The following is a 24,950-nucleotide window of genomic DNA, read 5'->3' on the forward strand; positions in this document are numbered from 1 at the left end:
AAGTGACGTCTAGGTCAGTGGCAACCTGTCTAATGCGACAACTGCCAATGTTGCTGCGAATCACATAAGAGTTACGTAAAGGAACCAGATGTACATTTGAGAAATATATGAAGCTCGCGCGCCTTACGAAATACCCAGTCAAAAGCATGACCGGTTACGATCTCGCAATGGCGACCGCAGGGCCGTTTGGAATAGATCAAGATCGCCGCTGGGCTGTTATTTATAACTCTGGCATTGCGGCCACGCGTCGTGAATTGCCAGCCTTGGCCAATCTGCATGCGGTCTGCACTGACTTTGGCATTAGCCTGTCTTTTGACGGCGAGCGCATTGACGTCCCTTGGCCCAATAACGCTCCGACCAATGCTTCCGTGTTTTCAACAGAAATCAAAAACGTGCAAGATGCTGGGAATTACGCTTCCCACTTTCTGTCCTCTGCGCTCGAACGCGAAGTTCGTTTGGTTTATATGCCTGATGACAGTGTGCGTGCGGTATCTGCTGCCTACGCGAAGACGGCACATTTCACGGGGTTTTCTGACGGATTTCCGATCTTGGTCACGACGACACCGTCTTTGCTGGCGCTGAATGCTGAATTGGCGTCACCTGTCGAAATGCGCCGCTTTCGATCCAATGTTGTGATTGAAGGCGATTTTGAACCTTGGGCAGAAGATGAATGGCGTTTGATCCGCATTGGCTCGACAGTGCTGCGTATCGTTAAGCCATGCGAGCGCTGTATTATGGTCACGCAAGATCCGGCCACTGGTATTCAAACAGATGTCTATGAGCCTTTGGCCACGCTACGGCGTCTGCATCGCGCCTCTAACGGCAAGATCATTTTTGGACAGAACGCAGTGGTCGAGGTCGAAGGTACGATGAAGCTCGGTGATGAGGTCGTGGTGTTGGAGAGCGGGACCTCCAATCTGATATCGTCGGGATGACGTTAACGAAGCCTTAAGCATATCGAGCGACAGTCTCATCATGGGATTTGTTCATCGTATATTAAGTCCACTCTTCGTTCTCGCAGTCTTGGGTGGATGTGCGTTGGACAGTCCCGCCTTGGGCTATGGCCGTGCTGGTGCGCAAGTGGTCGCGGTCGGTGGCAACACGTTTAAGGTCTACACAGAATTCAATGGCAATCGAGTTGAGGCCCATCGGGTAAATGTGGTTTTCCCGCCGCCTTCGCGTTTGTTGATTTTTCAGCAAGCATATGAGGCGATTGTGCAGGCCACCTCTTGTGATGTGAAAAAGGGATCGCTTGTTGGCGATCACGCGCTGGTCAAAGCTATTACAATCTGCCCAACCGCTTAGATAAGCGTTTCCAAAAGCCTGCGTGCTGAATTGGATCTTGGGCGCCATAACCCGCGATCCATCGCCTCAATCATCCGTTCGGCAATTTCTTTAAGCGCTGGCGCGTTATGTTCCGCAATAAAGTCACGTGTGTCGTCGTTTTCAATAAATGCCGCATGGACCATATCAAAATGATGGTCCTTCACGGCATGGGTCGTGGCTGAAAAGGCAAACAAATAATCGACAGTTGCGGCAATCTCAAATGCACCTTTGTAACCATGCCGTTTGACACCATCGATCCATTTCGGGTTCACCACACGCGATCGCACAACACGCCCTATTTCCTCGTCCAAGGTACGAATGACTGGCCGTTCAGGGCGCGAATGGTCGTTGTGATAAATTGGGCGATCTTGGCCTTGCAAACGTGCCACAGCTGCCGCAGCCCCGCCCTCAAATTGGTAGTAATCATCACTGTCCAAAAGGTCGTGTTCGCGGTTGTCTTGGTTGTGTACAATGGCTTCGACTTGGCTCAAACGGGCCTCAAATCCAGTCCGATCTTTGACACCTTCGCGCCCTGCGCCATAGGCGTAGCCGCCCCATTCCAAGTAGGCATCGCCAAGATCATCACGCCCGTCCCAAAGGCGCTCGTCGATCATAGCTTGCAGTCCCGCGCCATACGCCCCAGGTTTTGCCCCGAAGACACGCGCGGTGCTTTCGCCATCACGCGCCCGTGCGGCAGCAGGGTTTTGGTCGACGCTTTCATCAAGGTCTTGCACCGCCCGCGCTGCACTATCGACCAATGCGATCAGCTGCGGAAAGGCGTCACGGAAAAATCCTGACACACGTAGGGTTACATCGACACGAGGTCGGCCCAAAACGCCCGCTGGCAAGATCTCAAATCCAGTCACGCGACGCGACATCGAATCCCATTTCGGTTTGACGCCCATCAAGGCCAAAGCCTGCGCAATGTCGTCGCCGCCAGTGCGCATATTCGCAGTGCCCCAAGCGGTCACCAACATCGCGCGCGGCCAATCGCCGTGATCTTGCAGATGACGCTCAATCAACATATTCGCGGATTTCCAGCCCAGTTTCCATGCTGTTTGGGTCGGTACAGCGCGGGCATCGACTGAAAAAAAGTTCCGCCCTGTTGGCAATACATCCAACCGTCCACGGGTCGGTGCGCCGCTTGGTCCGGGGTGTACAAAACGCCCTTCAAGGCCTGTCAAAAGCCCATCAATTTCTGCAGGACCGCAAGACGTCACAATGGGCAAAACGCTGCCTCGTACGTGATCCAGAACCAATTGTGAAGCAGGCCCAAAGGCGTTCAAACCTGTATCCAAAAGATGCGCAGCATATAGCTCAAGACGCTCAACTGTATCGCCAGTGCTGCGCCACATATCCGTGTCTAATCTTGCCAAAACATCTGGTTTAGACCCTGTCCAAGGGGCTGCCATATCACAATCCAAAGGATCACAATCAAAGCCGAAATCAGCGGCTATAGCGCGCACAAAAGACGCATCGTGACCTTTGCCATCCCCGCGCGGTACGCGGACCAATGCCAATGCTAAATCGCGCGCAAGGCGTCCCTCAGGCGCGTGACCAAAAATATGCAGACCATCGCGAATTTGCGCTTCTTTCAACTCGCACAGGTAGGCATCAAGCTTGGCCAGATCACTGTCTTCATCGCCGGTCATGCCAACATCACGGTCTAACCCTGTCACGGATGACATCGACAAAATCTCTTTGCGCAGCTCACCAATGCGGCGTGGATCAACCCCTGCGGCTTCAAAATATTCATCCACTAACGCTTCCAAGTCGCGCAGCGGACCATAGGTTTCGGCGCGTGTTAGCGGTGGCGTTAGGTGGTCAATAATAACAGCCTGTGCGCGCCGTTTGGCCTGAGTGCCTTCACCTGGATCATTGACGATAAATGGATAAAGGTGCGGCATCGGGCCCATGACGGCTTCGGGCATACAAACTTCGGACAATGACGTGGCTTTGCCGGGCAACCATTCAAGATTGCCGTGTTTGCCCATATGCACCAAAGCCTGTGCACCAAAGGCATGGCGTAGGTAGAAATAGAACGCGAGGTAGTTGTGTGGCGGCACCAAGTCCGGTGCGTGATAGGTCTCGGTCGGATCGATGTTATAGCCCCGTGCGGGCTGAATACCGACGACTGCGTTGCCATAGGTCAAGATGGATAACGCGAAGGCGCCGTCAGCGAAAAACGGATCGGTTTCCGGCGCACCCCAACGGGCCTCGATTTGATCACGTACGGGTTGCGGCAGGGCGTGATAGGCGCTTAGGTAATCTGTAAGCGCGAGCCTTTCGCCGCCTGTGCGCTGCGCGCGCTCGGTCAACCAATTCGTCGGTCCCGCAAGAATGCTTTGCATCAAAGTATCGCTGTTCTCGGGGATATTTTCGACATCGTATCCTGCCTGTTTAAGGGCATTCAAAGTGCCAACGGTGGCCGCTGGCGTATCAAGGCCCACGCCGTTTGCAAGACGTCCATCTTTGTTCGGGTAGTTGGCCAGAATCAAAGCAACTTTGCGGTTGTTCGCTGTGGTGTGACGCAACGCAGACCAGTTGGCCGTTAAATCCGCGACAAAATCGATACGGTTTGCATTGGCTTTGTACGTTGCAATCGGGCACTGCGTGGCCTCATCAAAATACGCTTCGCCTTTGAATGACACAGCACGGGTCAACACGCGCCCATCCACTTCGGGCAAGGCCACATTCATAGCTATATCGCGGGCTGACAAACCTGTCGTCCCTTCGCTCCATAACTGCTCTGAAGACGAAGATAGAACCACCTGAAACACAGGTGCGCCATTGGCGAACTCTGTGGCCAGCGGATTGACAGCGCCTGTGCCTTCGGGCGTGCCAACGGCGAATGACGTACAGTTCAAAATTACGCTAGGGGCGGCGTCAGTGAAAAGGGTTTCGAGTGTCGCCACGGAAATCGGGTCTTTGAGAGACGCCACAAAGACAGGCAGTGGATTGAGGCCGCGCGACGACAGGGTCTTGACCATGCCATCGATAGGAGCAAGGCCCGCACCTTGGACCAGTGCGCGATAAAACACGATTGGTACGACGGGTGCGTCAGGCGTCCAATCGGCTTTGATTTTCTCTAAGGTGGTCAAGCCTTGGGCGGGCCAATACAGACCGGCGCGCAACAACGGCTTGGCAGGTTCTGGCAGGGCGCCGCCCTCTAAAAGGGCCTGAGCATAGCGCAAAAAATTACGGGCATTGTCCGCGCCGCCTTCAGTCAAATAGGACCAAAGAGCATGATAATGCTCTGACGGAATGGTAGATAAAGCCGCGAGTTCCGCATCGGGTTTGTCATCACCGGGCAGGGCAATAAACGTCACGCCTGCCTCATGCAATCGCGCGGCATATTGTTCGACGCCATATTTCCAATAGCCCGTGCCGCCCAAAACCCGCGCAATGACCATACGTGATTTTGTGGCGCAGTCATCAAGATGCAAATCCACCGACATCGGGTGACGCAAATGCATCATCGAGGCCAACCGCAGGCTGGGCCCATCAGGCAAATGACTGTGCGCCAAGGATAACATCGCCAGTTCCGTATCTGCCGCAGAAATCACCACCAAATCGGCGGGAGTTTGGCTGAGATCGACAGCTTCAGTGCCGTCATCTACGGAACCGGCAGTGGCAGCAAGAAGGTGCATGGGCGACGTCCTTTGTCGTATTCTCTTGTTTCATGTCGCGCTTTGCGGCATCAGCGGGCAAACCAAAGAGGTATTCCCATGGATTATGGTAAATCAGGTGCGCCTAAAATTGGCAAAAACGCACCCAAACACAATGAACACAACGCCAAAGGGACGCCTAAAAACCCTTTCAGTGTCAAAGACACCAAGGCCGAATTATTGGCCAGAATGAAAGCGGCGGCTGAGGCTAAAAAAGTCAAATGACTTAGCTGAGCGTCTTTTGCATAAAGACGCTCACGCCGTTGTCTTCATAATCGCCAAACGCCCCTGAGCGTTCGAATCCAAAGCGTTCGTATAGGCGTACGGCGGCAGCCAATTCATCACCCGTTTCAAGCTTGAGAGATGTCAGGCCTTCGGCTTTTGCCATGTCTTCAATCGCACGCATGATGGCGGCGGCGATGCCTTTGCCTCGACCTGCGGCTGCGGTGAACATAGATTTCACTTCACCGTATTTGTCGCCTGCGTGAATTTTAAATGCGCCGACCCCCAAAACCACGTCCCCTTCGCGCGCTGTGAAAAAGCGCACGTCCTCGGCTGCTAAGGCATCCGTGGGCAGGGCGTGATTGTGTTCTTCATCATAGATTTCGGCTTGCAAGGCTTGCGCCTCAGCCAAAAGGGCTGAGGGCTGGGGATCAAGCGGATTGCCAAGTTCGACAATGATCATAAGAGTACCTCTATGCGCAAAGGGCGGTTGTAATCGCCGCACGATCAAGGCCAGCATGACCAATCACAACAAGACGGGTGTCTCGTGGAGAATCGCCAAATGGCTGATCAAAGTAGTGATCCACCCGCGGGCCAACCGCCTGAATGGTCAAGCGCATCGGTTTGCCCGAGACAGCAGCAAAGCCTTTGAGGCGCAAAATGCCATGTGCTGCAATCACTGATGAGACCTGTGCTGCAAAGGCTTTCGGATCGGTCACTTCATCACGCGACACGATGAAGCTTTCAAAGGCATCATGATCGTGATCATGGTGATGATGATCCTCCGTGTGATCGTCCTCATGGTCGTGATGATCGTCGTCGTGGTCATGGTGGTGGTGATGCACTTCGTGACGGCTGGACATATCGGTCTCAGCGCCAATACCTTGACCCAGCAACACATCAATCGGCAAAGCGCCGTGCGTGGCCCGTACCACTTGGACGCCAGTGCGCGCCTCGGATTTGAGTTTTGCCACCAAGGTGTCGGCTTGAACGTCACCCAAAAGATCGGCTTTGTTCACGACAATCATATCGGCGCAGGCGATTTGATCTTCGAATAATTCCGACAAAGGCGTCTCGTGATCGAGGTTTTCATCAAGCTTGCGCTGCGCGTCAACTGCGGCAACGTTGTGGGCAAACAAGCCTTCGTTCACAGCCTTTCCATCTACCACAGTGACAACACCGTCAACAGTGACGCGGGTGGAAATCTCGGGCCAGTTGAACGCGCGGACAAGCGGTTGCGGCAAAGCCAAGCCAGAGGTTTCAATCACGATGTGATCTGGCGCGTTTTCACGTGCGAGCAGTTTTTCCATCGTGGGAATGAAATCGTCAGCAACGGTGCAACAGATGCAGCCGTTCGACAGCTCCATGATATCATCTTCGGTGCAGGTTTCGTCCCCGCAGCCCTTCAGAATATCGCCGTCCACCCCCAAATCACCAAATTCGTTGATGATCAAAGCGATGCGTTTGCCGTTTGCGTTGGCCAGCATGTGACGGATCAGCGTGGTTTTTCCAGCGCCTAAAAAGCCAGTGACAACCGTGGCAGGAATTTTAGCGGGCATATGTGCCTCCATTCATGAAAACGCCGAGGCGATGAGGCCTCGGCGCATGCATGATTAATATTTTGATTTAAGCAGCGTTGAACAGGCGTGGGGCCGCAAGGCCAGTGGTGCTCAGGTGCTTTTTAATCGCTTTGGCGCCTGCAAGGGCAGCCAAATCAACGAAAGGCTCAAGTGCGACAACAAGCATGTAAGCCGCACCAAATGTGCCGACGGACGCCAAGACTTCAGATCCAAAACCCTGACCGTATGTAACCCAGAACCCAACCCAAGCGACAACGCCAGCTTGGTAGGTTGTGGACAGCGCCAGCGCTTGTTTATAGCTCACGTCTGCATAGGCTGTGCCCGGTGCGATAATGCGATCCGCAACCATTTTGATCGCCAACAAAGGCACGACCAAAGTTGTGACATTCATGCCGTATTGTGGCAAATCGATTTGAGCGAACAAAAGACCTTGGATCAAAAGACCCAGCGCCAAACCGATCGCAGCAGGCGCTGCGCCAAGGATCAAAAAGATCGTGGACCCAAAGATGAAGTGTACTTCAGACACGCCAACTGCGTGATGTGGTAGCACTTGGAAAAAGATGAAAACGGCGATGGATGCAGCCAAAGTGCGTGCGGCAAATGACATAACGCCAGTTTCGCGGATCGCTTGGGCCGCGTGCTTGGCAGTAAAGCCCGCAGCGCCAACAGCGGTTACAACAGACAGCGCAAGTTTTGCGCCTGTGACGAGACCTGGCTCGATATGCATAGTACAGTCCTTCCTTAGCCGTCATCCCCGACGGCTGGTTGATATAAGGCCACGGCAGGTTTCCTGGCTTGCGGGTCAATGTGCGCTCGCCGCCTTCCCAAACCCGTAAGGTCCAGTGGCAGTGTTGGCGTGCACTCACCGCATACAGTCGCGGGGGCGGCTGTGGATTCGAGCCCCGACTTGGGTCACTCTTACCACATTCCCATTTCTCCCCAGCACGCTTAGCGTGACGATAGGGGAACCATAGCCTGCTTATTTGACGCAAACTCCCCCCTTGGGTCAAGGCGATTCCCCTGATACTTTTGGATGACTTCGCGCTGCGCCCCTCGCGCATCGCAATATCTTGTGGATAACTTGGCGCTAATCCCTATATTCGGCAGGTCTCTGTTGACAGAACCTGACCGCCCTAGGACAGTTTTTATCAACAGAATCAAATACAGAACCAAATAAGGCCGCACGTGCGCTTCAACCGACTTCGCCTCAATGGCTTCAAAAGCTTTGTAGACCCCACCGATCTTGTGATCGCTGAGGGGCTGACAGGCGTGGTCGGACCAAACGGATGCGGCAAATCGAACCTGCTTGAAGCGCTGCGTTGGGTCATGGGGGAGAACCGCCCCAAAGCCATGCGTGGCGGCGGCATGGAAGACGTGATTTTCGCGGGTGCCTCATCGCGCCCCGCACGTAATTTTGCTGAAGTGGCTTTGACCATCGACAACTCGGAACGCCTTGCCCCTGCGGGGTTTAACGAGGCGGATACCGTTGAAATCACCCGCCGCATCACCCGTGACGCTGGATCTGCTTACAAAGTGAACACCAAAGATGTGCGTGCGCGCGATGTGTCGATGTTGTTTGCCGATGCCTCCACCGGTGCGCATTCGCCCGCGCTTGTGCGTCAGGGGCAAATTTCGGAACTGATCAACGCCAAACCCAAAGCGCGGCGGCGCATTCTGGAAGAGGCCGCTGGTATTTCCGGCCTGTATCAACGGCGCCACGAGGCTGAGTTGAAACTCAAAGGGGCTGAGACCAATTTGGCCCGTGTTGATGATGTGCTTGAACAGCTTGCCTCGCAAATTGCATCGCTTGCGCGTCAAGCCCGCCAAGCCGCGCGGTATCGCGAAATTGGCACAGAGCTGCGTCAAGCCGAAGGCACACTGTTTTACCGTCGCTGGAGAGACGCAGACCTCGCACGGGCCGAGGCCGAAGAGATTCTGCGCAGCCGTTTGAAGCAAGCCGCCGAGGCGGAAAAACTCACACTTGGCGCTGCTAAACAGCGCGCCGAGAAAGAAGAAATCCTACCATCATTGCGCGAAGAAGAAGCCATCGCAGCCGCCGTATTGCAGCGCCTTACCGTTGCGCGTGACCAGCTGTCGGATGAAGAAAAGCGCGCGCGCGCCTCTATCGACACATTGACACGACGTATTGATCAGCTCGTCGCTGACATGACCCGCGAAGAACAGCTTAACCGTGACGCAGGCGAAACGATTGAGCGCTTGGAATGGGAAAAGCGCGAGCTGTCAAAGGCCGCTGAAGGTCACGAGCCTAAATTGGATGAAGCGTCACTCAGCGCATCTGAGGCCAATGAAGTTTTGCAAGATCGCGAAGCACAGCTTTCTGAAATGACCGAAGACGTGGCGCGTTTGGCGGCACGGCATCAATCTGCGATGCGTCTTGTCGAGGACAACCGCAAAACACTTGATCGCGCGCGCAGTGAATCTGATCGTGCTCGCGCGTCAGTGGCCGAGGCAGAAGCCACCTTAGCCAGTTCCGCTGAAGCTTTGACGATGGCGGTGACAGCACAAGAAGAGGCGACCTATCTGGCCGAAGAGGCCGATGCTGCCCTGATTGAAACTGATGAGGCGCGTGCCGATGCGCAAACTCGAGAAGCCTCAGCGCGCGCCGCGCGATCCGAGGCCGAAGGTGAACTGGGTGCCTTGAAAGCCGAGCTTGCAGCTTTGTCTAAAATGCTTGATCGTGATCAGATTGCAGGCACGCAAGTGTTGGATTTGGTCAAGGTTCAGGCTGGATACGAGAAAGCCTTGGGGGCCGCGCTCGCAGACGATTTGCGCCAACCTATGATTGAGGCCTATCAAGCCTCTGGTTGGGTCACTTTGCCTGATTACCCTGATGAGCAGGACTTGCCCATTGGGGCGGATCCCTTGTCTGATTACGTCACTGTGCCAGCCGTTTTAGAACGCCGTATCGGTCAAATCGGTTTGATCAAAGCCGAAGATGGTGCGCGGTTGCAGTCTGATCTAGAGCCTGGCCAAAGATTGGTGTCCATCGAGGGCGATCTGTGGCGTTGGGATGGATTTCGGGCGGGTGCAGAGGACGCGCCCTCAACAGCCGCTTTGCGCCTGCAACAGCTCAACCGTTTGGAAAATCTCAAACAAGAAACCGCAGCGGGCGAGGCCAAAGCCGCTGGAGCCTTGCAGGCCCATGAGCATCTCAAAGCAGAGTTACAACGCCTGTCTGACGCGGACCGGATTGCACGCGAGGCTCGCCGCAATGCAGATCGGGCTTTGTCAGATGCCGCGCGGGCTTTGTCGCGTGCTGAAAACGATCGTACGCTGGCCGAGGGCAAAGTTGAAAACCTTGGGCTGGCCGTGTCGCGCCACGATGAAGAAGCGCTGAGTGCCGATACGCGCCTACGTGAGGCAGAAAGCGCGCAGCGAGACCTGCCCGATTTGCAAGCCGCACGTGATGCGATTGAAAGCGTCAAAATGGCCGTTGAAGCGGCTCGCATTACAATGATGTCCAAACGGTCATCCTATGATGAAATTCGGCGCGAAGGTGAGGCGCGCACACGACGGTCACAAGAAGTCACCAAGGAATTGTCTGGGTGGCGTCATCGTTTGGAAACGGCGGAAAAACGTGTTTCGGAACTGAACAGCCGCAAAGATGCCTCTGAGCTAGAATTGGAAGACGCCATCGGAAAACCTGACGAGATCGCCGAAAAACGTGCGGCCTTGATGGACGACATGGACGAGGCCGAGTTGCGTCGCGCCAAATCGGCTGACATGTTGGCTGAAGGTGAAGAGGCCTTGCGGGCAGCCGTCGCAGCCGAACGCGACGCAGAGCGTTTGGCATCCGAGGCGCGCGAGGCGCGAGCCGCGTCCGAAGCCCGCCGTGATGCAGCTCGCGAAACCACTATGGCCGCCGTTGAGCGCATCCGCGAAGAGCTGGAAAGCACGCCTGAAAAACTGCTTGAAGAGCTGGCGATTGATCTTGACGCCCTGCCCACGGGCGAGGCGATTGAGGTGGATGTGAACCGCCTGAAACGTCTGCGCGACAGCTTGGGCGCAGTAAACTTGCGGGCCGAGGAAGATTCCAAAGAGGTGCGTGAAGAGCACGATAGTTTGCAGACTGAAAAACTGGATTTGGAAGAGGCGATCAAGACCCTGCGCAGTGGCATCGCATCGTTGAACAAAGAGGGCCGCGAGCGCCTTTTGGCTGCGTTTGAGGAAGTGAACACGAGCTTTTCAAGCTTGTTTCGGCACTTGTTTGGCGGTGGCGAGGCCAAGCTGATGTTGGTCGAAAGTGATGATCCGTTGGATGCCGGCCTTGAGATCATGTGCCAACCGCCGGGTAAAAAACTGTCTACCTTGTCGCTGTTGTCTGGTGGCGAGCAAACCTTGACGGCTATGGCGTTGATCTTTGCGGTGTTCTTGGCCAATCCAGCGCCAATCTGTGTGCTAGACGAGGTCGATGCGCCGTTGGATGATGCCAATGTCACGCGCTTTTGCGATATGCTTGACGAAATGACGCGCCAAACTGATACGCGCTTTTTGATCATCACCCACCACGCGGTCACCATGGCGCGCATGGATCGCTTGTTTGGGGTGACGATGCAAGAACAAGGTGTGTCGCAATTGGTCTCGGTCGATTTGAAAAAGGCCGAAGCGCTGGTTGCTTAATCTGCCCTAAAGCTTTTTGATGCGGTCCGCTTTTGTGATGATGCCCGCTTGCGTGATCTTGCACAAAACGCCACGCAGACGCAGATCAATGTTCTCTGGTTTTACGATCCAGTCCTTGGCGTCCGCACCATAGCGGACCTTCCACTTGACGCATGCATCATTGAACAAATCCGTCACTTCGACCACGGCGGTGCCAATTTGAAGCTGTTGCCCAACGGCAAGATTTTCGGCTGAGGTGTCGATATCCGCGATGATTGTATCGCCGGGGTGCAGCTTGTCTTGTACCACCAACTCAAAGACGCGTTTAGGTAGGATCGAGACTTGAATACGCGGATCGGGGCTGCCGTCTTCTAAGCACGACCAAGGATGTTTGAGCCAACGCTCATCCTTGATGCCGCCCGCAGGCGACACTTCGATGTGGTTAGGGTACTCACGTTTTCCAAAACTTGGGCGTGTGCATAAAATATCGATGGCCACGTCGTCTTTGGGAGCGGACAAAATATGTGGCAGTGCGGCGTCAAGGTCGCCCATGGTTATCATCACAATGCTCCCAGCAAAGATGTTGTTGGCCACGCATCGGCAGGTAGGCCCAAACGTTGCTGCTCTGCTTGCACAGCGGCACGGGTTTTCGCGCCTAAGATGCCGTCGACTTTGCCAACATCATGCCCGTGGTTTTTGAGCTTCGTTTGTAGGTTTTTCATCTGCGCGTCAGACAGTCCTGCATCAGGATTGCCAGCCTTATATGCAGGGGCTCCTTCCAGACGGGTGGCAAAATAGGCTGCGGTGGTCACATAGACAAAGCTTTTGTTCCACTCAAAGTAGACATCGAAATTCGGATAGGCCAAGAAGGCAGGCCCCTTGCGGCCCATGGGCAAAAGAACTGACGCCTTGAGGTTGGATTTCCCAAGGCTACCCGTGCGAGCGGTGACGCCCATTTTAGCCCAGTCGCCCACGGAAATTTTATGATTCAATCCGGTCTTGGACCAGTCAAGATTGCTTGGCACGGTGATCTCTTGCAGCCATGGCTCGCCTGCACGCCAGCCCAGCCCCTTGAGCATCTTGCCGCCGGACATCAGCGCATCAGGGGCAGAGGTTTTGAGACTTACGTGACCGTCGCCATCGCCATCGACACCATTGCGTAAGATGTCTTCGGGCAGCATTTGCACCATTCCAATTTCGCCAGCCCAAGCGCCTTGGGTGCGTACAGGATCAAAATCGCCGTGCTCGTATAGCTCCAGTGCGGCGAAAATTTGCGGCTGGAAAAGCTCAGGACGGCGACAGTCATGGCCCAAAGTCAGCAGTGAATTGAGCGTGTTGAAGTTGCCTTGAACTTGACCGTAATCGGTTTCCAGCGCCCAAAATGCCAATAAAACGCCACGCGAAACGCCGTATTGTTGTTCAATTTTGTCGAAGACGGATTTGTATTTGCCACCGTAAGATGCGCCATTGCTCATCCGGTTTTGACTGATTACGGCACGCGAAAATTCGATGAAATCTTTTTTGAATACGCCTTGTGAACGGTCTGCTTTGATCACGGCAGGGCTATGGGCGGCGTTGGCAAAGAACTTATTCACGGTGCTTTTATTGTGCCCCATGCGCACAGCTTCAGCTTTGGCGTTATTTACAAAGCTGGAAAAGGAACCGCCACAAGGTACGTTCGCCAAAGCGGGCGAGGCACATGTCAGTGCAAGAACGAGAGGAAGAAAACGCATAAGATCACCTGTTATCAATTTTGACTGTTCGCCAGTTTGACTCACCCTAGCGGTGGAATGTGACAGGCGCAAATGTGATGGGTTAAGCGAGCAAGAAAACGCTCCAGAATGATAAAATTAAGCTGGCCAAAAGCAGCACGCCCCATGCAAACCACAAACGCTGACACGCGACATGGATGTCAGAAGGTTGGGCCTGTTTTCGGCCCGTTTCGTTGACCCAGTCATAGTGTTGCATTTCGCCATGATAGGCACGCGGGCCAGAGAGTGCGACGTCGAGAGAACGCGACAGTGCGGCCTCGGGCCAGCCAGCGTTGGGGGATCGGTGTCTGGATGCGTCTTTGGCCACGGCGCGGAGCGTTGCAAAGGAATGCCCGCCCAAAGGCAGCAAAAGCAACATAGTCAGACGAGCCGGAATGAGGTTGAGCAAATCGTCAAACCGCGCAGAGGCCCAGCCGAAATCAGCGTGTTTGGGGGTCAAATACCCGATCATGCTGTCGGCTGTATTAACCATTTTATAGATCATCAACGCGGGCAATCCGCCGATCAAAAACCAAAACACAGGGGCAACAACACCGTCGGAAAAATTCTCGGCGGCGGATTCAATTGCGCCACGCGCCACCGCAGAGGCGTCCATTTCTTGAGTGTCTCGTCCAACGATCATGGCCACGGCGTGCCGCCCGTCTTGCAACGAAGATTCCAATCCTGTGGCGACCGCTTTGACATGTTGGATCAAAGATCTATGAGCGATCAAGATCGCTGCTGCGATGATATCTAAATAGGGAACGGTGGCGATCAACGCGCCGATTGCGCCGCTTATACTAACAAGTACAATGAGTAGCACAATCCCCTTAGCTTTACGTCGTGCACCGGTGTTGTATCGTGTATCTGCCCAGTTGATCAGTCGCCCCATGAGCACAGCAGGATGCGGCAGGCGCGACCAAAGCCATTTGGGTTCGCCAAACATTGCATCCAGAATCATGGCGCAAAACAATGTGAAAGCCGTCGTCAAAGGACTGCCTCCAATTGGCCCCATGCATCTGGGGCTGGCAGGCCAAGGCGAATCCATTTGTCTGAGTACGGGAATATCCGCGTCCAGACTTTGCCTCGCGCCAAGCGTTCTTGCCATGCTCGCGCTTCATCGACTTCATAAAGACGAAACAGGGATGTGCCGCCAAGGGCCTTGGCGCCTTGTCCCGTCATCAAACCATCTAACCTATTCGCGTCTTGCGCCAAACGCATTCGCGTGATCTTGGCCCAAGCCTGATCGTTCAATGCAGCGGCACCGATATGCAGCGCGGGCCCTGACACGGCCCAAGGACCGATCATGGTCGACAATTTATGAATGACGTCGGGATGCGCGATGGCAAAACCAAGGCGCAGGCCAGCCAGACCCCAAAATTTGCCAAAACTTTTGAGCACAATGGTATCGTTTTGTGCAGCCCGTGCGATGTGGCTTTGATCAGGCGCGATATCGCAAAAGCTTTCATCGATCACAGTGAAGGGCGCGTTCAATTCATCAGCAGACCATAACCGCCCCGTGGGGTTGTTCGGATGGACGACGACGTGAACAGCCCCCATGTCACGGCTCACTTGCCAGCCTTGTGAATCAAAGGCCCCTGCGTGTTCGTTGTATGTTGGTTTTTGGATCGAGACAGTTCCGCTCGGCCACAAAGATGGGATGCGCGCGATCAGGCTGGATGCGCCGGGCGCAGGCAAGATCGCGGCTTCTTTGGGGACGTTCCAAAACGTACGGGCTGCTTGGGTCAACGCATCTGAGGCGGCCGCATCAGGTAAAGCGGACCATGCATCGCTAGGAAATGTGCTGATTGGATAAGGCACGGGATTGATGCCCGTCGATAAATCCAGCCAGTCGGCGCGTTCACCGCCAAACCGCGCGGCGGCGGCGTCGAGGCCGCCTCCGTGGTCGCGGTGCTTGCTCATGTTTTATCGGCCTGTGACGATTCGGATTCAATTGGCAGAGGCAAGTGACGAGACACGAAATGGCCCTTTACGCCGACAGGCCATGTGCGAAAGGGGACTTGGCCTGTGGAAGACAGCGCATGAAGCTCCGCGAACTCTGTGATCGCCTGTGCGTCCTCAACTGTGCCGTCAAAACTGCCCAAAGAATAGCCGATTTTGGCGCGGCCAGCATTATCTAAGCCTTGAATAATGACGTTACAGGCGCGTTCGCACCCCATCGTGCAAGACACGCGGCGCGTTTCCACTTGCGCCGTTTGCGCGCATGTTTCTATCGCCTGTGCGAGCACATCTCCATCTGTTACAACCACTTGGCGGTCATTCCAGTCGCCGCGTTTGCAGCCTTCGCATATTGTGATCCATGTTTTCATGGGGTCTCTTTTGCTGTCTGTGAGAGGGAGTGCAAGTTAAAATGCAACCTTTATCTGTTCTTTAAGACAGGTTCAGGTGCATTGACCATAGTCTTAAGCATTCGTTACTTTAGAGCATCGATTCCTTCAAAGGAAAGCTTTGGGATGAGATGCAGGACATTGGGTCCAGGGGTGACTATGCAAGTTCTAATCGTAGAAAGTAATCCAGATTTGGGTGTCGTTTGGCAACGGCACCTCGAACGTCATGGGCTCGGCGTTCAGTGTGCCCTTGGCCAATCCAGCGCTATTGAATATCTGCAACTGAATGCAGTTGATTTGATCATTCTTGATTTGGTTTTGGAAGACGGATCGGCTTTCGCTGTCGCAGATTACGCCAACTACAGATACCCCGATACACCGGTGATTTTTGTGACCAATTCAACGTTTTTCTCGGATGGGTCCATTTTTCAACACATGGCCAACGCTCGCGCATTTATAACATCCGAAGTCGACCCCGCCGACTTAACGGCGATGGTCGAACATTATGGCCGATCTTCGCGTGCCGCGATGTGATCATTCAATCTGTGTCGCGATCAGCCGCGCCCGTGCGGTTCATTCCAGTCTAAGTCTGGCGTGATCGGGATAATCCGGTTCGGATTGATGGTCTCGTGACTGTAATGGTAGTGGCGTACAAAATGATCGAACTTTGTGGTCTCAGCAATGCCATCCCATTGATACAGCTCGCGCGTATAGCCCCATAAATTCGGATAATCTTTCAGCATGTGCTTGTTGCATTTGAAATGCCCATGGTAGACCAAATCAAATCGCACCAAGGTGGTGAACAGCCGCCAATCGGCTTCGGTGATGTCGTCGCCCATCAGATAGCGTTTGTGGCTCAAGCGTTCTTCAAGCCAATCCAACGTTTCAAACAGCGGCACGACAGCAGCGTCATAGGCGGCTTGCGTGGTCGCGAAGCCCGCTTTGTAAACACCGTTGTTGAGCGTGTCATAAATACGTGCATTCACAGCTTCGATGTCGTCGCGCTGTGAGGCTGGCCAAAAATCCAACCGATTGTTTGTTAGATCGTCAAAGGCAGAGTTGAACATGCGAATGATCTCGGATGATTCGTTGGACACGATGGTGTTCAATGTTTTGTCCCACAAGATCGGGACAGTGACGCGGCCCGACACATCTGGCACAGCGCGGGTGTAAATCTCGCGTAAGAACTTTGACCCAAACAAATCATCGCCTGTGCAGCTGTCAAAGTCTGTCGCAAAGGTCCAGCCGTCCTGTAACATGTCTGGATGTACTGCGGACACCGTGATCAGATCTTCTAAGCCTTTGAGAGCACGAAAGATCAAAGCGCGATGCGCCCAAGGGCAGGCATAAGACACATACAAATGATAGCGCCCTGCTTCGGCTTTAAAGCCGCCTTTACCTGTCGGGCCAGCGGCACCGTCAGGCGTGACCCAATTGCGAAACCCTGCTGTGGTGCGTTGAAATTGTCCGCCGCTGGATTTGGTGTCGTACCAAGCTGTGTTCCATTTACCGTCTTGCAAAAAGCCCATGGGAGTCTCCTTTTTCTTCGCAACAGTTAGGCTAATATACTTTGTGCGAAAACAGGGGTGAGGGCGCAGGCATGGTGCATATTCGCACGGTATGGTGGCCTGCGACCATGTGATTGCGCTAAACCAATTGCACCGCGCGGCTTGCGAACTTATAGAAAGACCATGACGACGCTCTCAATCTTGAGGGCCAGAGAGGTTGGCTAGGCTGGATTGACCCAAACAGGGGATCCAAAATAGCATCGTCGGGATTTTCCCAGCCTCCTTGAATTGAAACAACCTTACGGGGTGACTGCGCTGGGGGTATACGCGGCGCTTGAGACAAGGAAATACTATGCGGCACTTAGTGACTGTTCTTTTTACTTTAATCGCAGCGCCTGCTTTGGCGCATGTCGGCCACGTTGGTGAGTTGGCAGGCCATGATCATGTTGTCGCGGGCATCGCGTTGGGCGCTGCCGTTGGCATCGCCATATGGGGCGCGATCAGAGGTAAAAAAGAAGACGACGCAAACAGTGAAGCCGAGGCAGACTCAGAGCCCGACGCAGAGCCACAGGAAGCGTGACCATCATGAAAACTGGAGTGATGATCTGCGGCCACGGGTCCCGCAGCCAATCTGCCGTGGACGAATTCGGGGTCTTGGCCGAAAAATTGCCAGCGCTTTTGCCAAGTGATTGGATGGTCGACTACGGCTATCTTGAGTTCGCAAACCCTGTGATCCGCGATGGCTTGGATCGCTTGCGCGAGGCTGGCTGTGACCGTATTTTGGCAGTCCCCGGCATGTTGTTTGCTGCGATGCATTCCAAAAACGATATCCCTACGGTGCTTAATACCTATGCCGCAAAGCACGGCATTGACGTGAAATATGGTCGCGAACTTGGCGTCGATCCCAAGATGATCGCAGCCGCAGGTGCACGGATCAAAGAGGCTGTGACAGCCGCCAACGCCGAGTATGGCGAGTTGCCCTTGCACGAGACGGCTTTGGTCGTGATCGGACGCGGGGCCTCTGACCCTGATGCCAATGGCAACGTGTCGAAAATCGCGCGGATGCTATGGGAAGGCATTGGTTTTGGCTGGTGCGAAGTGGGCTATTCGGGCGTGACGTTTCCGCTGGTCGAGCCTTGCCTGAACCACGTGGCAAAACTTGGCTATAAGCGCGTCATCGTGTTTCCGTATTTCTTGTTCACGGGCATTTTGATCGATAGGATTTACGGATTTACCGACCAAGTTGCGGCCCAACATCCTGACATTCAGTTCGTCAAGGCGGGGTATCTGAACGACCATCCTAAGGTTCTGGAAACTTTTGCGGAACGCATTTTGGAACAGCAAGGTGATGTGGCTGTGCCCAATTGCGGCATCTGCGCCTACCGTACCCAAGTTTTGGCCGTTGAGGGACAAGAGACCAAGACGATCACCGTCGATGAACGTGCAGAGATCAAGGCCCGTGGCAAGGGGCATCCCGCCTTTGGCGACGTGCCGCCGCCCACTTGTGTGATGTGCAAATATCGGACGCAGATTTTGGGCTTTGAAGCCGAAGTTGGCGCTGTGCAAGAAAGCCACCATCACCATGTCGAAGGCCAAGGGGCCTCTGCGCCAGGGTCTAACGTGTCTGATTGTACGCTTTGCGATCATTTTTGCACGGGGATGTGTCGCTTGCAGCAAGCAGATGATGGTCATGGACACCACCACCATCACCACGCTCATGGTCACGCGCATGGCCATGACCACCATCACCATGATCATGACCACAGCCACCCCGAATACCCGCATGCCAAGCATCCTCACGGGCCAGAAAGTGCGCGTAAATCATGACGCGTACCCTTTTTGACGTCCATGTGGTCGTGGATTGGTCCTCTGCTGGTAAACCAAAAACGGGCGAGGACAGCATTTGGATTGCCACCTATAGCTCTGATGCGCCACAGGTGATCAACCCCGCGACGCGGGCAGAGGCGATGACCGTTCTTGATGAGATACTGGATGCGGCCACGTTGAAAGATCAACGGGTTTTTCTAGGGTTTGACTTTGCCTTTGGCTATCCGCAAGGGTTTTCAAAAGCGCTGGGCCCACAAGCTGACTGGCGCGATGTTTGGGCGCTGATTACCAGCGAAGTCGTCGACAATGATGACAATTCCAACAACCGCTTTGATGCTGCGGCCAAGCTCAATACGATGTTTCAAACAGAGGGTCCGTTTTGGGGCAATGGGCTCAAACGTGATATCGTAGGTCTGCCGCGTAAAAAGCCTATTGGTTGGGGGGATACCCTGCCTGCAAACAATCGCCGCGCCGAGGATTGCGTTTCAAACGCTCAAGAGGTGTGGAAACTGTCAGGCACAGGCTCTGTCGGCGGGCAGGCTTTGACTGGTATCGCGCGACTTGAGCAGCTTCGTCAGGCTCGCAACGATCTGACCATTTGGCCGCTTCAAACCTTTGGTGAGGGGCGGGGCCATGTCGCGGCTGAGGTTTTTCCGTCTTTGATTGATATTCCAAAATCCGACGATCAACCCCATGACAAAACTCAGGTCGAAACGCTGGCGCGCGCATTGCGAAGGCTTGATTTGGACGGAAACCTGTCCGCTGTGATGAGAGCCCCTGAGAATAGCGCCGATATCGTGCATCATGAGGCGAGCATCCTTGGGTTGGTTCACAAGGCCTTGTTGCAAAAGGCCGTTGAGGCCTCCGTGACGCCGCTCAAAACGCCGCGTTCCTTTATGCGCCCCTACAATAAAGACCCGCAGTCAATCTATGCGCAATCCTTTGCCACAGTCCGTGCTGAAGCCAAACTTGATCGGTTCGATGCAGGGATGGAACGGCTTGCCATTCGCCTGATCCACGCTTGCGGTATGATCGAAGTGGCGGATCGCTTGGCCTATTCACCGAACGCATATATTGCGGGTCACAAAGCGCTGGCAAATGGTGCGCCAATCCTGTGCGATTGCGAAATGGTGGGCGCGGGTATTATCCGTCGGTACTTGCCCGCGGGCAATCAGGTCATCGTGACGCTGAATGACACCCGTACGCCAGATCACGCCAAATCCATCGGCAACACACGCTCTGCTGCCGCAGTTGATTTTTGGGCCGATCATTTAGAGGGCGCAGTTGTTGCTATCGGTAATGCGCCAACGGCTCTGTTTCACCTGTTAGAGTTGATCGACCAAGGCGCGCCAAAACCGGCGGTGATCCTTGGCTTTCCTGTTGGCTTTGTTGGAGCAGCAGAATCCAAAGCTGAACTGGCTGCCAATCCAAGAGGCTGCGATTTCGTCGCCTTACGTGGACGTCGGGGGGGCTCGGCTATTGCCTCTGCTGCCGTGAATGCCTTGGCTGTCGGTTTGCCGGAAATCGGCGAATGAACGCTTGGCTGCATATCATCGGCATGGGCGACAATGGGCTGGACAGCCTGACGCCAGCGACGCGCGCGGTGTTGCAAGCCGCCGATGTCATTGTCGGGGGCGCACGGCATCATGCGCTGACGGCCGAACTGAGTGCGGAACGCATCAATTGGCCATCGCCCTTTAGCGCGCTGACGAAGACACTTCAAAAATTGCAGGGCAAACAGGTGGCAGTTTTGGCCACTGGCGATCCGCTTTGGTATTCTGTTGGGCCTATTGTGGCAAAACACTTCGCGACATCCGATGTGCTGTTCCATCCGCAGGTGTCAGCCTTTCAACTTGCCGCTGCGCGTATGGGGTGGAGCTTGTCAGGCGTGGAAACACTCACAGTTCACGGGCGTCCTGCCGAGACTGTTTTGCCGTTTCTTGCTCCCGATCAAAAGCTCATTTTGCTCACCAACGGGTCCGAGACCCCCGCGCAGATTGCAGCGCTGCTGGCCGCACGTGGTTATGGTCGCACGCGTATGACTGTGCTGGCCCATATGGGCGGCACGGATGAGGCGCGGTTTGATGGTCTCGCGGCCACTTGGGCGCATGACGTGCCAAACTTTCACAGCCTCGCGATTGACTGTGTCTTGGATGCCGATGTTGCGCCTTTGCCCCGCGTTGGTTTGCCTGATGAGGTTTTTGTCTCTGATGGTACTATGACCAAGCGCGATATCCGTGCTGTGACTTTAACCAAGCTGATGCCTATGCGTGGCGCGTTGCTTTGGGACATTGGTTGCGGGTCAGGGTCTGTAGCGATTGAATGGATGCGTGCGGCAAAAGACGCGCGCGCTATCGGTATCGAGCGGCGTGCAGATCGTCGTGCAATGGCGTTAGAGAATGCGATTACGCTCGGCGCGCCCAATTTGCGCATTGTGGACGGCGAGGTGCCTGATGCCCTAAGTGAGCTAGACGCCCCCGATGCGATCTTTATTGGCGGAGGACTGTCGCAAGACAGTTTTGCAGTGGCGTGGTCTGCGCTTAAACCCCATGGGCGATTGGTCGCCAATGCTGTGACGTTAGAGGGTGAAGCCGTGCTGTTTGATCTGTTCCAAAAGCATGGCGGCGACCTGACACGTATCGCCATCAGCCGCGCTGAACCTGTTGGGCGCTTAACGGGTTGGCGCACGGCCATGCCACTCACGCAGTGGAGCATCGTAAAGCTATGACCAAGATACAAAGCGGCTCAGGAAAAACAGGCCCAGAAAAAAAGGGTAAAGTCTACGGCATTGGCCTTGGGCCAGGTGATCCCGAATTGATGACACTGAAAGCCGCACGACTTATACGTGAGGCAGATGTGATTGCCTATCCTGCGCTGGCTGGTGGCACGTCATTCGCGCGTGCCATCGCAACTAATTTCATCACGCCCCACACACGCGAGATTGTCATGGACGTGCCAATGACCGTCGCGCGCGGTCCTGCGCAAGCTGCCTATGATAAGGGCGCGATCGAGATTTCTGAGACCTTGAATGCAGGGCAAAATGTTGTGGTTCTGTGCGAAGGTGACCCTTTCTTTTATGGATCGTTCATGTACCTGTTCGCTCGACTTAACGCGACATTTGACGTGGAAGTCGTACCGGGCGTGACATCTGTGACCGCCTGCGCTGCCGTTGCTGGTCTGCCACTTGTGGCGCGCAACGAGGTGATGACGGTTTTGCCCGCGCCCCTTGAGGACGCTGCCTTGGCTGAGAAACTCGCGAGCAGCGACACTTTGGTGTTGATGAAGCTGGGACGACATTTCCCCCGCGTCCGTGCACTGATCGAGGCCGCAAGGTTGACTGAAAATTCCGTTTATATCGAACGTGCGACCGGCGCGGACGAAGTTGTGAAACCGCTGAAAGACGCGCCCAATGTGGCGCCGTATTTTTCTATGATTTTGATTGTGAAAGGGGCCGATCCGTGGCTGTAAAACCCGTCGTCCTATGTTTGAACCGCTCTGGCGAAGAGGTGGCCCGCAAGGTCGCCACATTGCTTGGCGCCGAACTTCATGGCCGTGAAGACCGTACATCTTGCGATGTGACCTTTGCCAACGCGCTTGATCACGCGCGCGATTTATTCGCCGCTGGTGTGCCGGTTGTGGGGGTTTGTGCCTCGGGTATTTTGATCCGTGCTGTGGCGCCTTTGCTCAGCGATAAACGCAGCGAACCGCCGGTGTTGTCTGTCTCGGATGATGGCGCTGTTGTGATTCCGCTTTTGGGCGGGCATCGCGGAGCAAATCGCATGGCGCGCGAGATTGCCGTTGGTATCGGTGCGCAAGCGGCTGTGACCACGGCTGGCGACATCGGACTTGGGATTGCTTTGGACGAGCCGCCTTTAGGGTATCGTTTGGCAAACCCTGAAGACGCAAAAAACGCCATGGCGACGTTGTTGTCTGGCGAAGGTGTCAGTCTTGTTGGCGACAATATTTTTGGCCTTGAAGATGTGGATGGCGCTGTCGAATTATGCGTCACCGATGCGCCAATGAAAGGCAATGCGGACAAGCTGGTCTATCATCCACAGCGCTATGCATTGGGGGTTGGATGTGCACGCAATGCGGACCCTGAAGAATTGTGGAATTTGGTGCAAAAGACATTGTACGACAACGGGATTGCCTCTGGTGCGATTGCATCTGTGAACACCATCGACCTGAAAGCGGACGAGCCTGCGATGAACCAATTGGCGGCGCGATTGGATGTGCCGCTGCGCTTGTTTACAGCCGCAGAATTGGAAGAGCAGGCCGCAGATTTGGCAAATCCATCCGAAGTGGTGTTTGCCGAAGTGGGCTGTCATGGCGTGTCAGAAGGTGCGGCTTTGGCAGCTGGCGGGACGTTGAGTGTCGAAAAACAAAAAACGGCCAATACCACCTGTGCTTTGACGCGTGGCAATGCACCTATCACCGAATTTGCAGGCCGTGCGCGTGGGCGATTGTCTGTGGTGGGTATTGGACCGGGGCAGGCCGCTTGGCGCACGCCAGAGGTGTCGAAATTGATATCGCAGGCCGAAGAGCTTGTGGGCTATGGTCTGTACATCGATTTACTTGGACCGCTGGCTGCGGGCAAAACACGGTCTGATTTTCCGCTGGGAGGCGAAGAAGATCGATGCCGTTACGCGTTAGAGCAAGCGGCTCTTGGCAAAAATGTTGCGCTGGTGTGCTCTGGTGATGCGGGCATTTACGCTATGGCGGCCTTGGTGTTTGAGCTGCTGGATCGTGGTCCTGACGCGCATGGTGTGTCAGATGCGGCGCACCGTGTTGAGGTCGTGTGTTCCCCTGGTGTTTCCGCATTGCAAGGGGCTGCTGCCCGTGCGGGCGCGCCTTTGGGTCATGATTTCTGCGCCATCTCGCTGTCTGATTTGCTGACACCGCGTGCTGATATCGTGCGTCGTTTGAACGCTGCTGCTGAGGGCGATTTTGTTATCGCGTTTTACAACCCAGTGTCGATGAAGCGCCGGACATTGCTGGCTGAAGCGCGCGACATTTTGTTGAAGCATCGCCCTGCCGATACGCCTGTGATGCTGGCTTCGAACCTTGGGCGCCCGACTGAAAACGTGCGCTATCGTCGCCTTGATGAGTTGGAAGTCGATGAGGTCGATATGCTGACCGTTGTGCTGGTCGGATCAAGCAATTCACGTTTGGCGCAACTTGGCGAAGGTCCGCGCATGTATACGCCGCGTGGTTATGCCCGTAAAATTGATGGAGATCTCTCATGACCGTTTACTTTATTGGTGCTGGTCCGGGCGATCCTGAATTGCTGACCAAAAAGGCTGAGCGCTTGATCGGCGAATGCCCTGTTTGCCTATATGCGGGGTCTCTTGTGCCAGCCGAAGTTGTTGCGGGCGCACCTGAGGGCGCGCTGGTGATGGATACAGCACCGATGACATTGGAAGACACCCACGCACAGATCAAACTGGCGCATGACAAAGGTCAAAATATTGCACGGGTGCACAGTGGCGATCCGTCTTTATATGGCGCCATTGCGGAACAAATTCGCCGCTTGCGTGCCGATGGTATCGACTATGAAATCATCCCCGGTGTGCCGGCCTATGCGGCAGCTGCTGCAGCTTTGGGGCAAGAACTCACTATTCCTGAGATCGCGCAGTCTATCGTTTTGACCCGCGTGTCGATGAAGTCTACGTCAATGCCTGTAGGCGAAACTTTGGAAAATTTTGCCAAAACGGGGGCCACTTTGGCGATCCATTTGGGCGTGCGGAACCTGCGTGAAATCGAACGCCAACTTGTGCCACATTACGGTGCCGACTGCCCTGTGGCCGTGGCCTACCGCGTTGGCTGGCCCGATCAAATGATGATTCGCGGCACTTTGAGCGACATTCGCGAAAAAGTGCGTGTCGAAAAAATCACACGCACCGCTTTGATTTTGGTGGGCCCAGCGTTGGGTGAAGTGGCTGATTTCAAAGATTCTGCGCTTTATGATCCTGCAATGCCGCATGTATTACGTCCAAAGGTGAAATCTTAATGCGTCAAAGGCGTCTCGGCGGAGCATGTCATATAAGGTTAACTTGACCTCAACTATGTTCCGTCCATGATGTGGGTAGCTCACCACTCA

22 protein-coding genes and 1 riboswitch are annotated in these 24,950 nt (G+C 54.8%); of the genes, 12 read left to right on the forward strand and 10 right to left on the reverse strand.

Features of this window, described 5'->3' with window-relative positions; genetic code table 11:
- Positions 1-107 precede the first annotated feature (107 nt).
- On the forward strand, positions 108-935 hold the full coding sequence (locus KO503_RS14640) for an MOSC domain-containing protein (RefSeq protein WP_215992297.1): 828 nt from the start codon (positions 108-110) through the stop codon (positions 933-935).
- 40 nt (positions 936-975) lie between these two features.
- Complete coding sequence (locus tag KO503_RS14645) at positions 976-1,305, forward strand: hypothetical protein (RefSeq protein ID WP_215992298.1); 330 nt, start codon at positions 976-978, stop codon at positions 1,303-1,305.
- On the opposite strand, the gene cobN is transcribed toward KO503_RS14645, so the two are convergent.
- Positions 1,302-4,976 (reverse strand): cobaltochelatase subunit CobN, encoded by a 3,675-nt coding sequence (gene cobN / locus KO503_RS14650; RefSeq protein ID WP_215992299.1) that lies wholly within the window; start codon positions 4,974-4,976, stop codon positions 1,302-1,304. The two genes, KO503_RS14645 and cobN, sit on opposite strands and share 4 nt — an antisense overlap.
- A gap of 78 nt (positions 4,977-5,054) precedes the next feature.
- Here cobN and KO503_RS14655 point away from each other — a divergent pair, with 78 nt between their 5' ends.
- On the forward strand, positions 5,055-5,219 hold the full coding sequence (locus tag KO503_RS14655) for a hypothetical protein (RefSeq protein ID WP_215992300.1): 165 nt from the start codon (positions 5,055-5,057) through the stop codon (positions 5,217-5,219).
- A gap of 1 nt (position 5,220) precedes the next feature.
- Here KO503_RS14655 and KO503_RS14660 read toward each other — a convergent pair whose 3' ends face one another.
- The 3 genes from KO503_RS14660 to KO503_RS14670 all read right to left on the reverse strand — a co-directional run bounded on the left by KO503_RS14660 (position 5,221) and on the right by KO503_RS14670 (position 7,523).
- Positions 5,221-5,679 carry a GNAT family N-acetyltransferase gene (locus tag KO503_RS14660; protein WP_215992301.1) on the reverse strand — a complete coding sequence of 153 codons (459 nt, stop codon included), beginning with the start codon at positions 5,677-5,679 and terminating at the stop codon, positions 5,221-5,223.
- 10 nt (positions 5,680-5,689) lie between these two features.
- Positions 5,690-6,775, reverse strand: coding sequence for a cobalamin biosynthesis protein CobW (cobW, locus tag KO503_RS14665; RefSeq protein ID WP_215992302.1), 1,086 nt, complete (start codon positions 6,773-6,775; stop codon positions 5,690-5,692).
- Positions 6,776-6,842: 67 nt separating this feature from the next.
- Positions 6,843-7,523 carry an energy-coupling factor ABC transporter permease gene (locus tag KO503_RS14670; protein ID WP_215992303.1) on the reverse strand — a complete coding sequence of 227 codons (681 nt, stop codon included), beginning with the start codon at positions 7,521-7,523 and terminating at the stop codon, positions 6,843-6,845.
- A gap of 36 nt (positions 7,524-7,559) precedes the next feature.
- A riboswitch (cobalamin riboswitch) is annotated at positions 7,560-7,784 on the reverse strand.
- Between the two features lie 197 nt (positions 7,785-7,981).
- Here KO503_RS14670 and smc point away from each other — a divergent pair.
- The gene (gene smc, locus KO503_RS14675) at positions 7,982-11,437 is read left to right on the forward strand and encodes a chromosome segregation protein SMC (protein ID WP_215992304.1); all 3,456 of its coding nucleotides are present in this window, start codon (positions 7,982-7,984) and stop codon (positions 11,435-11,437) included.
- A gap of 6 nt (positions 11,438-11,443) precedes the next feature.
- Here the strand turns inward: smc and KO503_RS14680 are convergent, their stop codons facing one another.
- The 5 genes from KO503_RS14680 to KO503_RS14700 form a co-directional block, all read right to left on the reverse strand.
- Positions 11,444-11,977, reverse strand: coding sequence for a hypothetical protein (locus KO503_RS14680; RefSeq protein WP_215992305.1), 534 nt, complete (start codon positions 11,975-11,977; stop codon positions 11,444-11,446).
- Complete coding sequence (locus tag KO503_RS14685) at positions 11,977-13,149, reverse strand: lytic murein transglycosylase (protein WP_215992306.1); 1,173 nt, start codon at positions 13,147-13,149, stop codon at positions 11,977-11,979. Before KO503_RS14685 ends, KO503_RS14680 begins: the two co-directional genes overlap by 1 nt.
- A gap of 82 nt (positions 13,150-13,231) precedes the next feature.
- Positions 13,232-14,158: an adenosylcobinamide-phosphate synthase CbiB gene (gene cbiB, locus KO503_RS14690; protein ID WP_215992307.1), complete on the reverse strand. Its 927-nt coding sequence runs from the start codon at positions 14,156-14,158 to the stop codon at positions 13,232-13,234.
- Entirely contained in the window at positions 14,155-15,090 is a 936-nt protein-coding gene (locus KO503_RS14695; RefSeq protein WP_215992308.1) for a threonine-phosphate decarboxylase, read from the reverse strand. The genes cbiB and KO503_RS14695 overlap by 4 nt, the downstream gene beginning before the upstream one ends.
- Positions 15,087-15,497, reverse strand: a complete 411-nt coding sequence (locus KO503_RS14700; protein WP_215992309.1) for a DUF1636 family protein — start codon at positions 15,495-15,497, stop codon at positions 15,087-15,089. Before KO503_RS14700 ends, KO503_RS14695 begins: the two co-directional genes overlap by 4 nt.
- Before the next feature lie 177 nt (positions 15,498-15,674).
- On the opposite strand from KO503_RS14700, the gene KO503_RS14705 reads away from it, so the two are divergent.
- Positions 15,675-16,049, forward strand: coding sequence for a response regulator (locus tag KO503_RS14705; RefSeq protein WP_215992310.1), 375 nt, complete (start codon positions 15,675-15,677; stop codon positions 16,047-16,049).
- Between the two features lie 20 nt (positions 16,050-16,069).
- On the opposite strand, the gene KO503_RS14710 is transcribed toward KO503_RS14705, so the two are convergent.
- A complete protein-coding gene (locus KO503_RS14710; protein WP_215992311.1) occupies positions 16,070-17,044 on the reverse strand; it encodes a glutathione S-transferase family protein in 975 nt (324 codons plus the stop codon).
- Between the two features lie 331 nt (positions 17,045-17,375).
- Between KO503_RS14710 and KO503_RS14715 the strand changes: the two genes are divergently transcribed.
- The 7 genes from KO503_RS14715 to cobM all read left to right on the forward strand — a co-directional run bounded on the left by KO503_RS14715 (position 17,376) and on the right by cobM (position 24,860).
- Positions 17,376-17,603, forward strand: coding sequence for a DUF6732 family protein (locus KO503_RS14715; protein ID WP_215992312.1), 228 nt, complete (start codon positions 17,376-17,378; stop codon positions 17,601-17,603).
- A gap of 5 nt (positions 17,604-17,608) precedes the next feature.
- Positions 17,609-18,850 (forward strand): sirohydrochlorin chelatase, encoded by a 1,242-nt coding sequence (locus KO503_RS14720; RefSeq protein WP_215992313.1) that lies wholly within the window; start codon positions 17,609-17,611, stop codon positions 18,848-18,850.
- Between the two features lie 896 nt (positions 18,851-19,746).
- Positions 19,747-20,385, forward strand: a complete 639-nt coding sequence (locus KO503_RS14725; protein WP_215992355.1) for a precorrin-8X methylmutase — start codon at positions 19,747-19,749, stop codon at positions 20,383-20,385.
- The gene (gene cbiE, locus KO503_RS14730; RefSeq protein ID WP_215992314.1) at positions 20,382-21,578 is read left to right on the forward strand and encodes a precorrin-6y C5,15-methyltransferase (decarboxylating) subunit CbiE; all 1,197 of its coding nucleotides are present in this window, start codon (positions 20,382-20,384) and stop codon (positions 21,576-21,578) included. The genes KO503_RS14725 and cbiE overlap by 4 nt, the downstream gene beginning before the upstream one ends.
- Complete coding sequence (gene cobI, locus KO503_RS14735) at positions 21,575-22,318, forward strand: precorrin-2 C(20)-methyltransferase (RefSeq protein ID WP_215992315.1); 744 nt, start codon at positions 21,575-21,577, stop codon at positions 22,316-22,318. The genes cbiE and cobI overlap by 4 nt, the downstream gene beginning before the upstream one ends.
- Positions 22,309-24,096 (forward strand): precorrin-3B C(17)-methyltransferase, encoded by a 1,788-nt coding sequence (gene cobJ / locus KO503_RS14740; protein ID WP_215992316.1) that lies wholly within the window; start codon positions 22,309-22,311, stop codon positions 24,094-24,096. Before cobI ends, cobJ begins: the two co-directional genes overlap by 10 nt.
- Entirely contained in the window at positions 24,093-24,860 is a 768-nt protein-coding gene (gene cobM, locus KO503_RS14745) for a precorrin-4 C(11)-methyltransferase (protein WP_215992317.1), read from the forward strand. Before cobJ ends, cobM begins: the two co-directional genes overlap by 4 nt.
- The last annotated feature ends 90 nt before the right edge of the window (positions 24,861-24,950 follow it).

It is taken from the genome of Pacificibacter marinus, assembly GCF_018860505.1.
Taxonomy (GTDB): domain Bacteria; phylum Pseudomonadota; class Alphaproteobacteria; order Rhodobacterales; family Rhodobacteraceae; genus Celeribacter; species Celeribacter marinus_B.

Excerpts from the sequence above, each read along its gene's own strand:
- KO503_RS14640 (WP_215992297.1), top strand. The coding sequence starts at position 108 with ATGAAGCTCGCGCGCCTTACGAAATACCCAGTCAAAAGCATGACCGGT.
- KO503_RS14645 (WP_215992298.1), top strand. The coding sequence starts at position 976 with ATGGGATTTGTTCATCGTATATTAAGTCCACTCTTCGTTCTCGCAGTC.
- cobN (WP_215992299.1), bottom strand. The coding sequence starts at position 4,976 with ATGCACCTTCTTGCTGCCACTGCCGGTTCCGTAGATGACGGCACTGAA.
- KO503_RS14655 (WP_215992300.1), top strand. The coding sequence starts at position 5,055 with ATGGATTATGGTAAATCAGGTGCGCCTAAAATTGGCAAAAACGCACCC.
- KO503_RS14660 (WP_215992301.1), bottom strand. The coding sequence starts at position 5,679 with ATGATCATTGTCGAACTTGGCAATCCGCTTGATCCCCAGCCCTCAGCC.
- cobW (WP_215992302.1), bottom strand. The coding sequence starts at position 6,775 with ATGCCCGCTAAAATTCCTGCCACGGTTGTCACTGGCTTTTTAGGCGCT.
- KO503_RS14670 (WP_215992303.1), bottom strand. The coding sequence starts at position 7,523 with ATGCATATCGAGCCAGGTCTCGTCACAGGCGCAAAACTTGCGCTGTCT.
- KO503_RS14680 (WP_215992305.1), bottom strand. The coding sequence starts at position 11,977 with ATGATAACCATGGGCGACCTTGACGCCGCACTGCCACATATTTTGTCC.
- KO503_RS14685 (WP_215992306.1), bottom strand. The coding sequence starts at position 13,149 with ATGCGTTTTCTTCCTCTCGTTCTTGCACTGACATGTGCCTCGCCCGCT.
- KO503_RS14695 (WP_215992308.1), bottom strand. The coding sequence starts at position 15,090 with ATGAGCAAGCACCGCGACCACGGAGGCGGCCTCGACGCCGCCGCCGCG.
- KO503_RS14700 (WP_215992309.1), bottom strand. The coding sequence starts at position 15,497 with ATGAAAACATGGATCACAATATGCGAAGGCTGCAAACGCGGCGACTGG.
- KO503_RS14705 (WP_215992310.1), top strand. The coding sequence starts at position 15,675 with ATGCAAGTTCTAATCGTAGAAAGTAATCCAGATTTGGGTGTCGTTTGG.
- KO503_RS14710 (WP_215992311.1), bottom strand. The coding sequence starts at position 17,044 with ATGGGCTTTTTGCAAGACGGTAAATGGAACACAGCTTGGTACGACACC.
- KO503_RS14715 (WP_215992312.1), top strand. The coding sequence starts at position 17,376 with ATGCGGCACTTAGTGACTGTTCTTTTTACTTTAATCGCAGCGCCTGCT.
- KO503_RS14720 (WP_215992313.1), top strand. The coding sequence starts at position 17,609 with ATGAAAACTGGAGTGATGATCTGCGGCCACGGGTCCCGCAGCCAATCT.
- KO503_RS14725 (WP_215992355.1), top strand. The coding sequence starts at position 19,747 with ATGCGCCCCTACAATAAAGACCCGCAGTCAATCTATGCGCAATCCTTT.
- cbiE (WP_215992314.1), top strand. The coding sequence starts at position 20,382 with ATGAACGCTTGGCTGCATATCATCGGCATGGGCGACAATGGGCTGGAC.
- cobI (WP_215992315.1), top strand. The coding sequence starts at position 21,575 with ATGACCAAGATACAAAGCGGCTCAGGAAAAACAGGCCCAGAAAAAAAG.
- cobM (WP_215992317.1), top strand. The coding sequence starts at position 24,093 with ATGACCGTTTACTTTATTGGTGCTGGTCCGGGCGATCCTGAATTGCTG.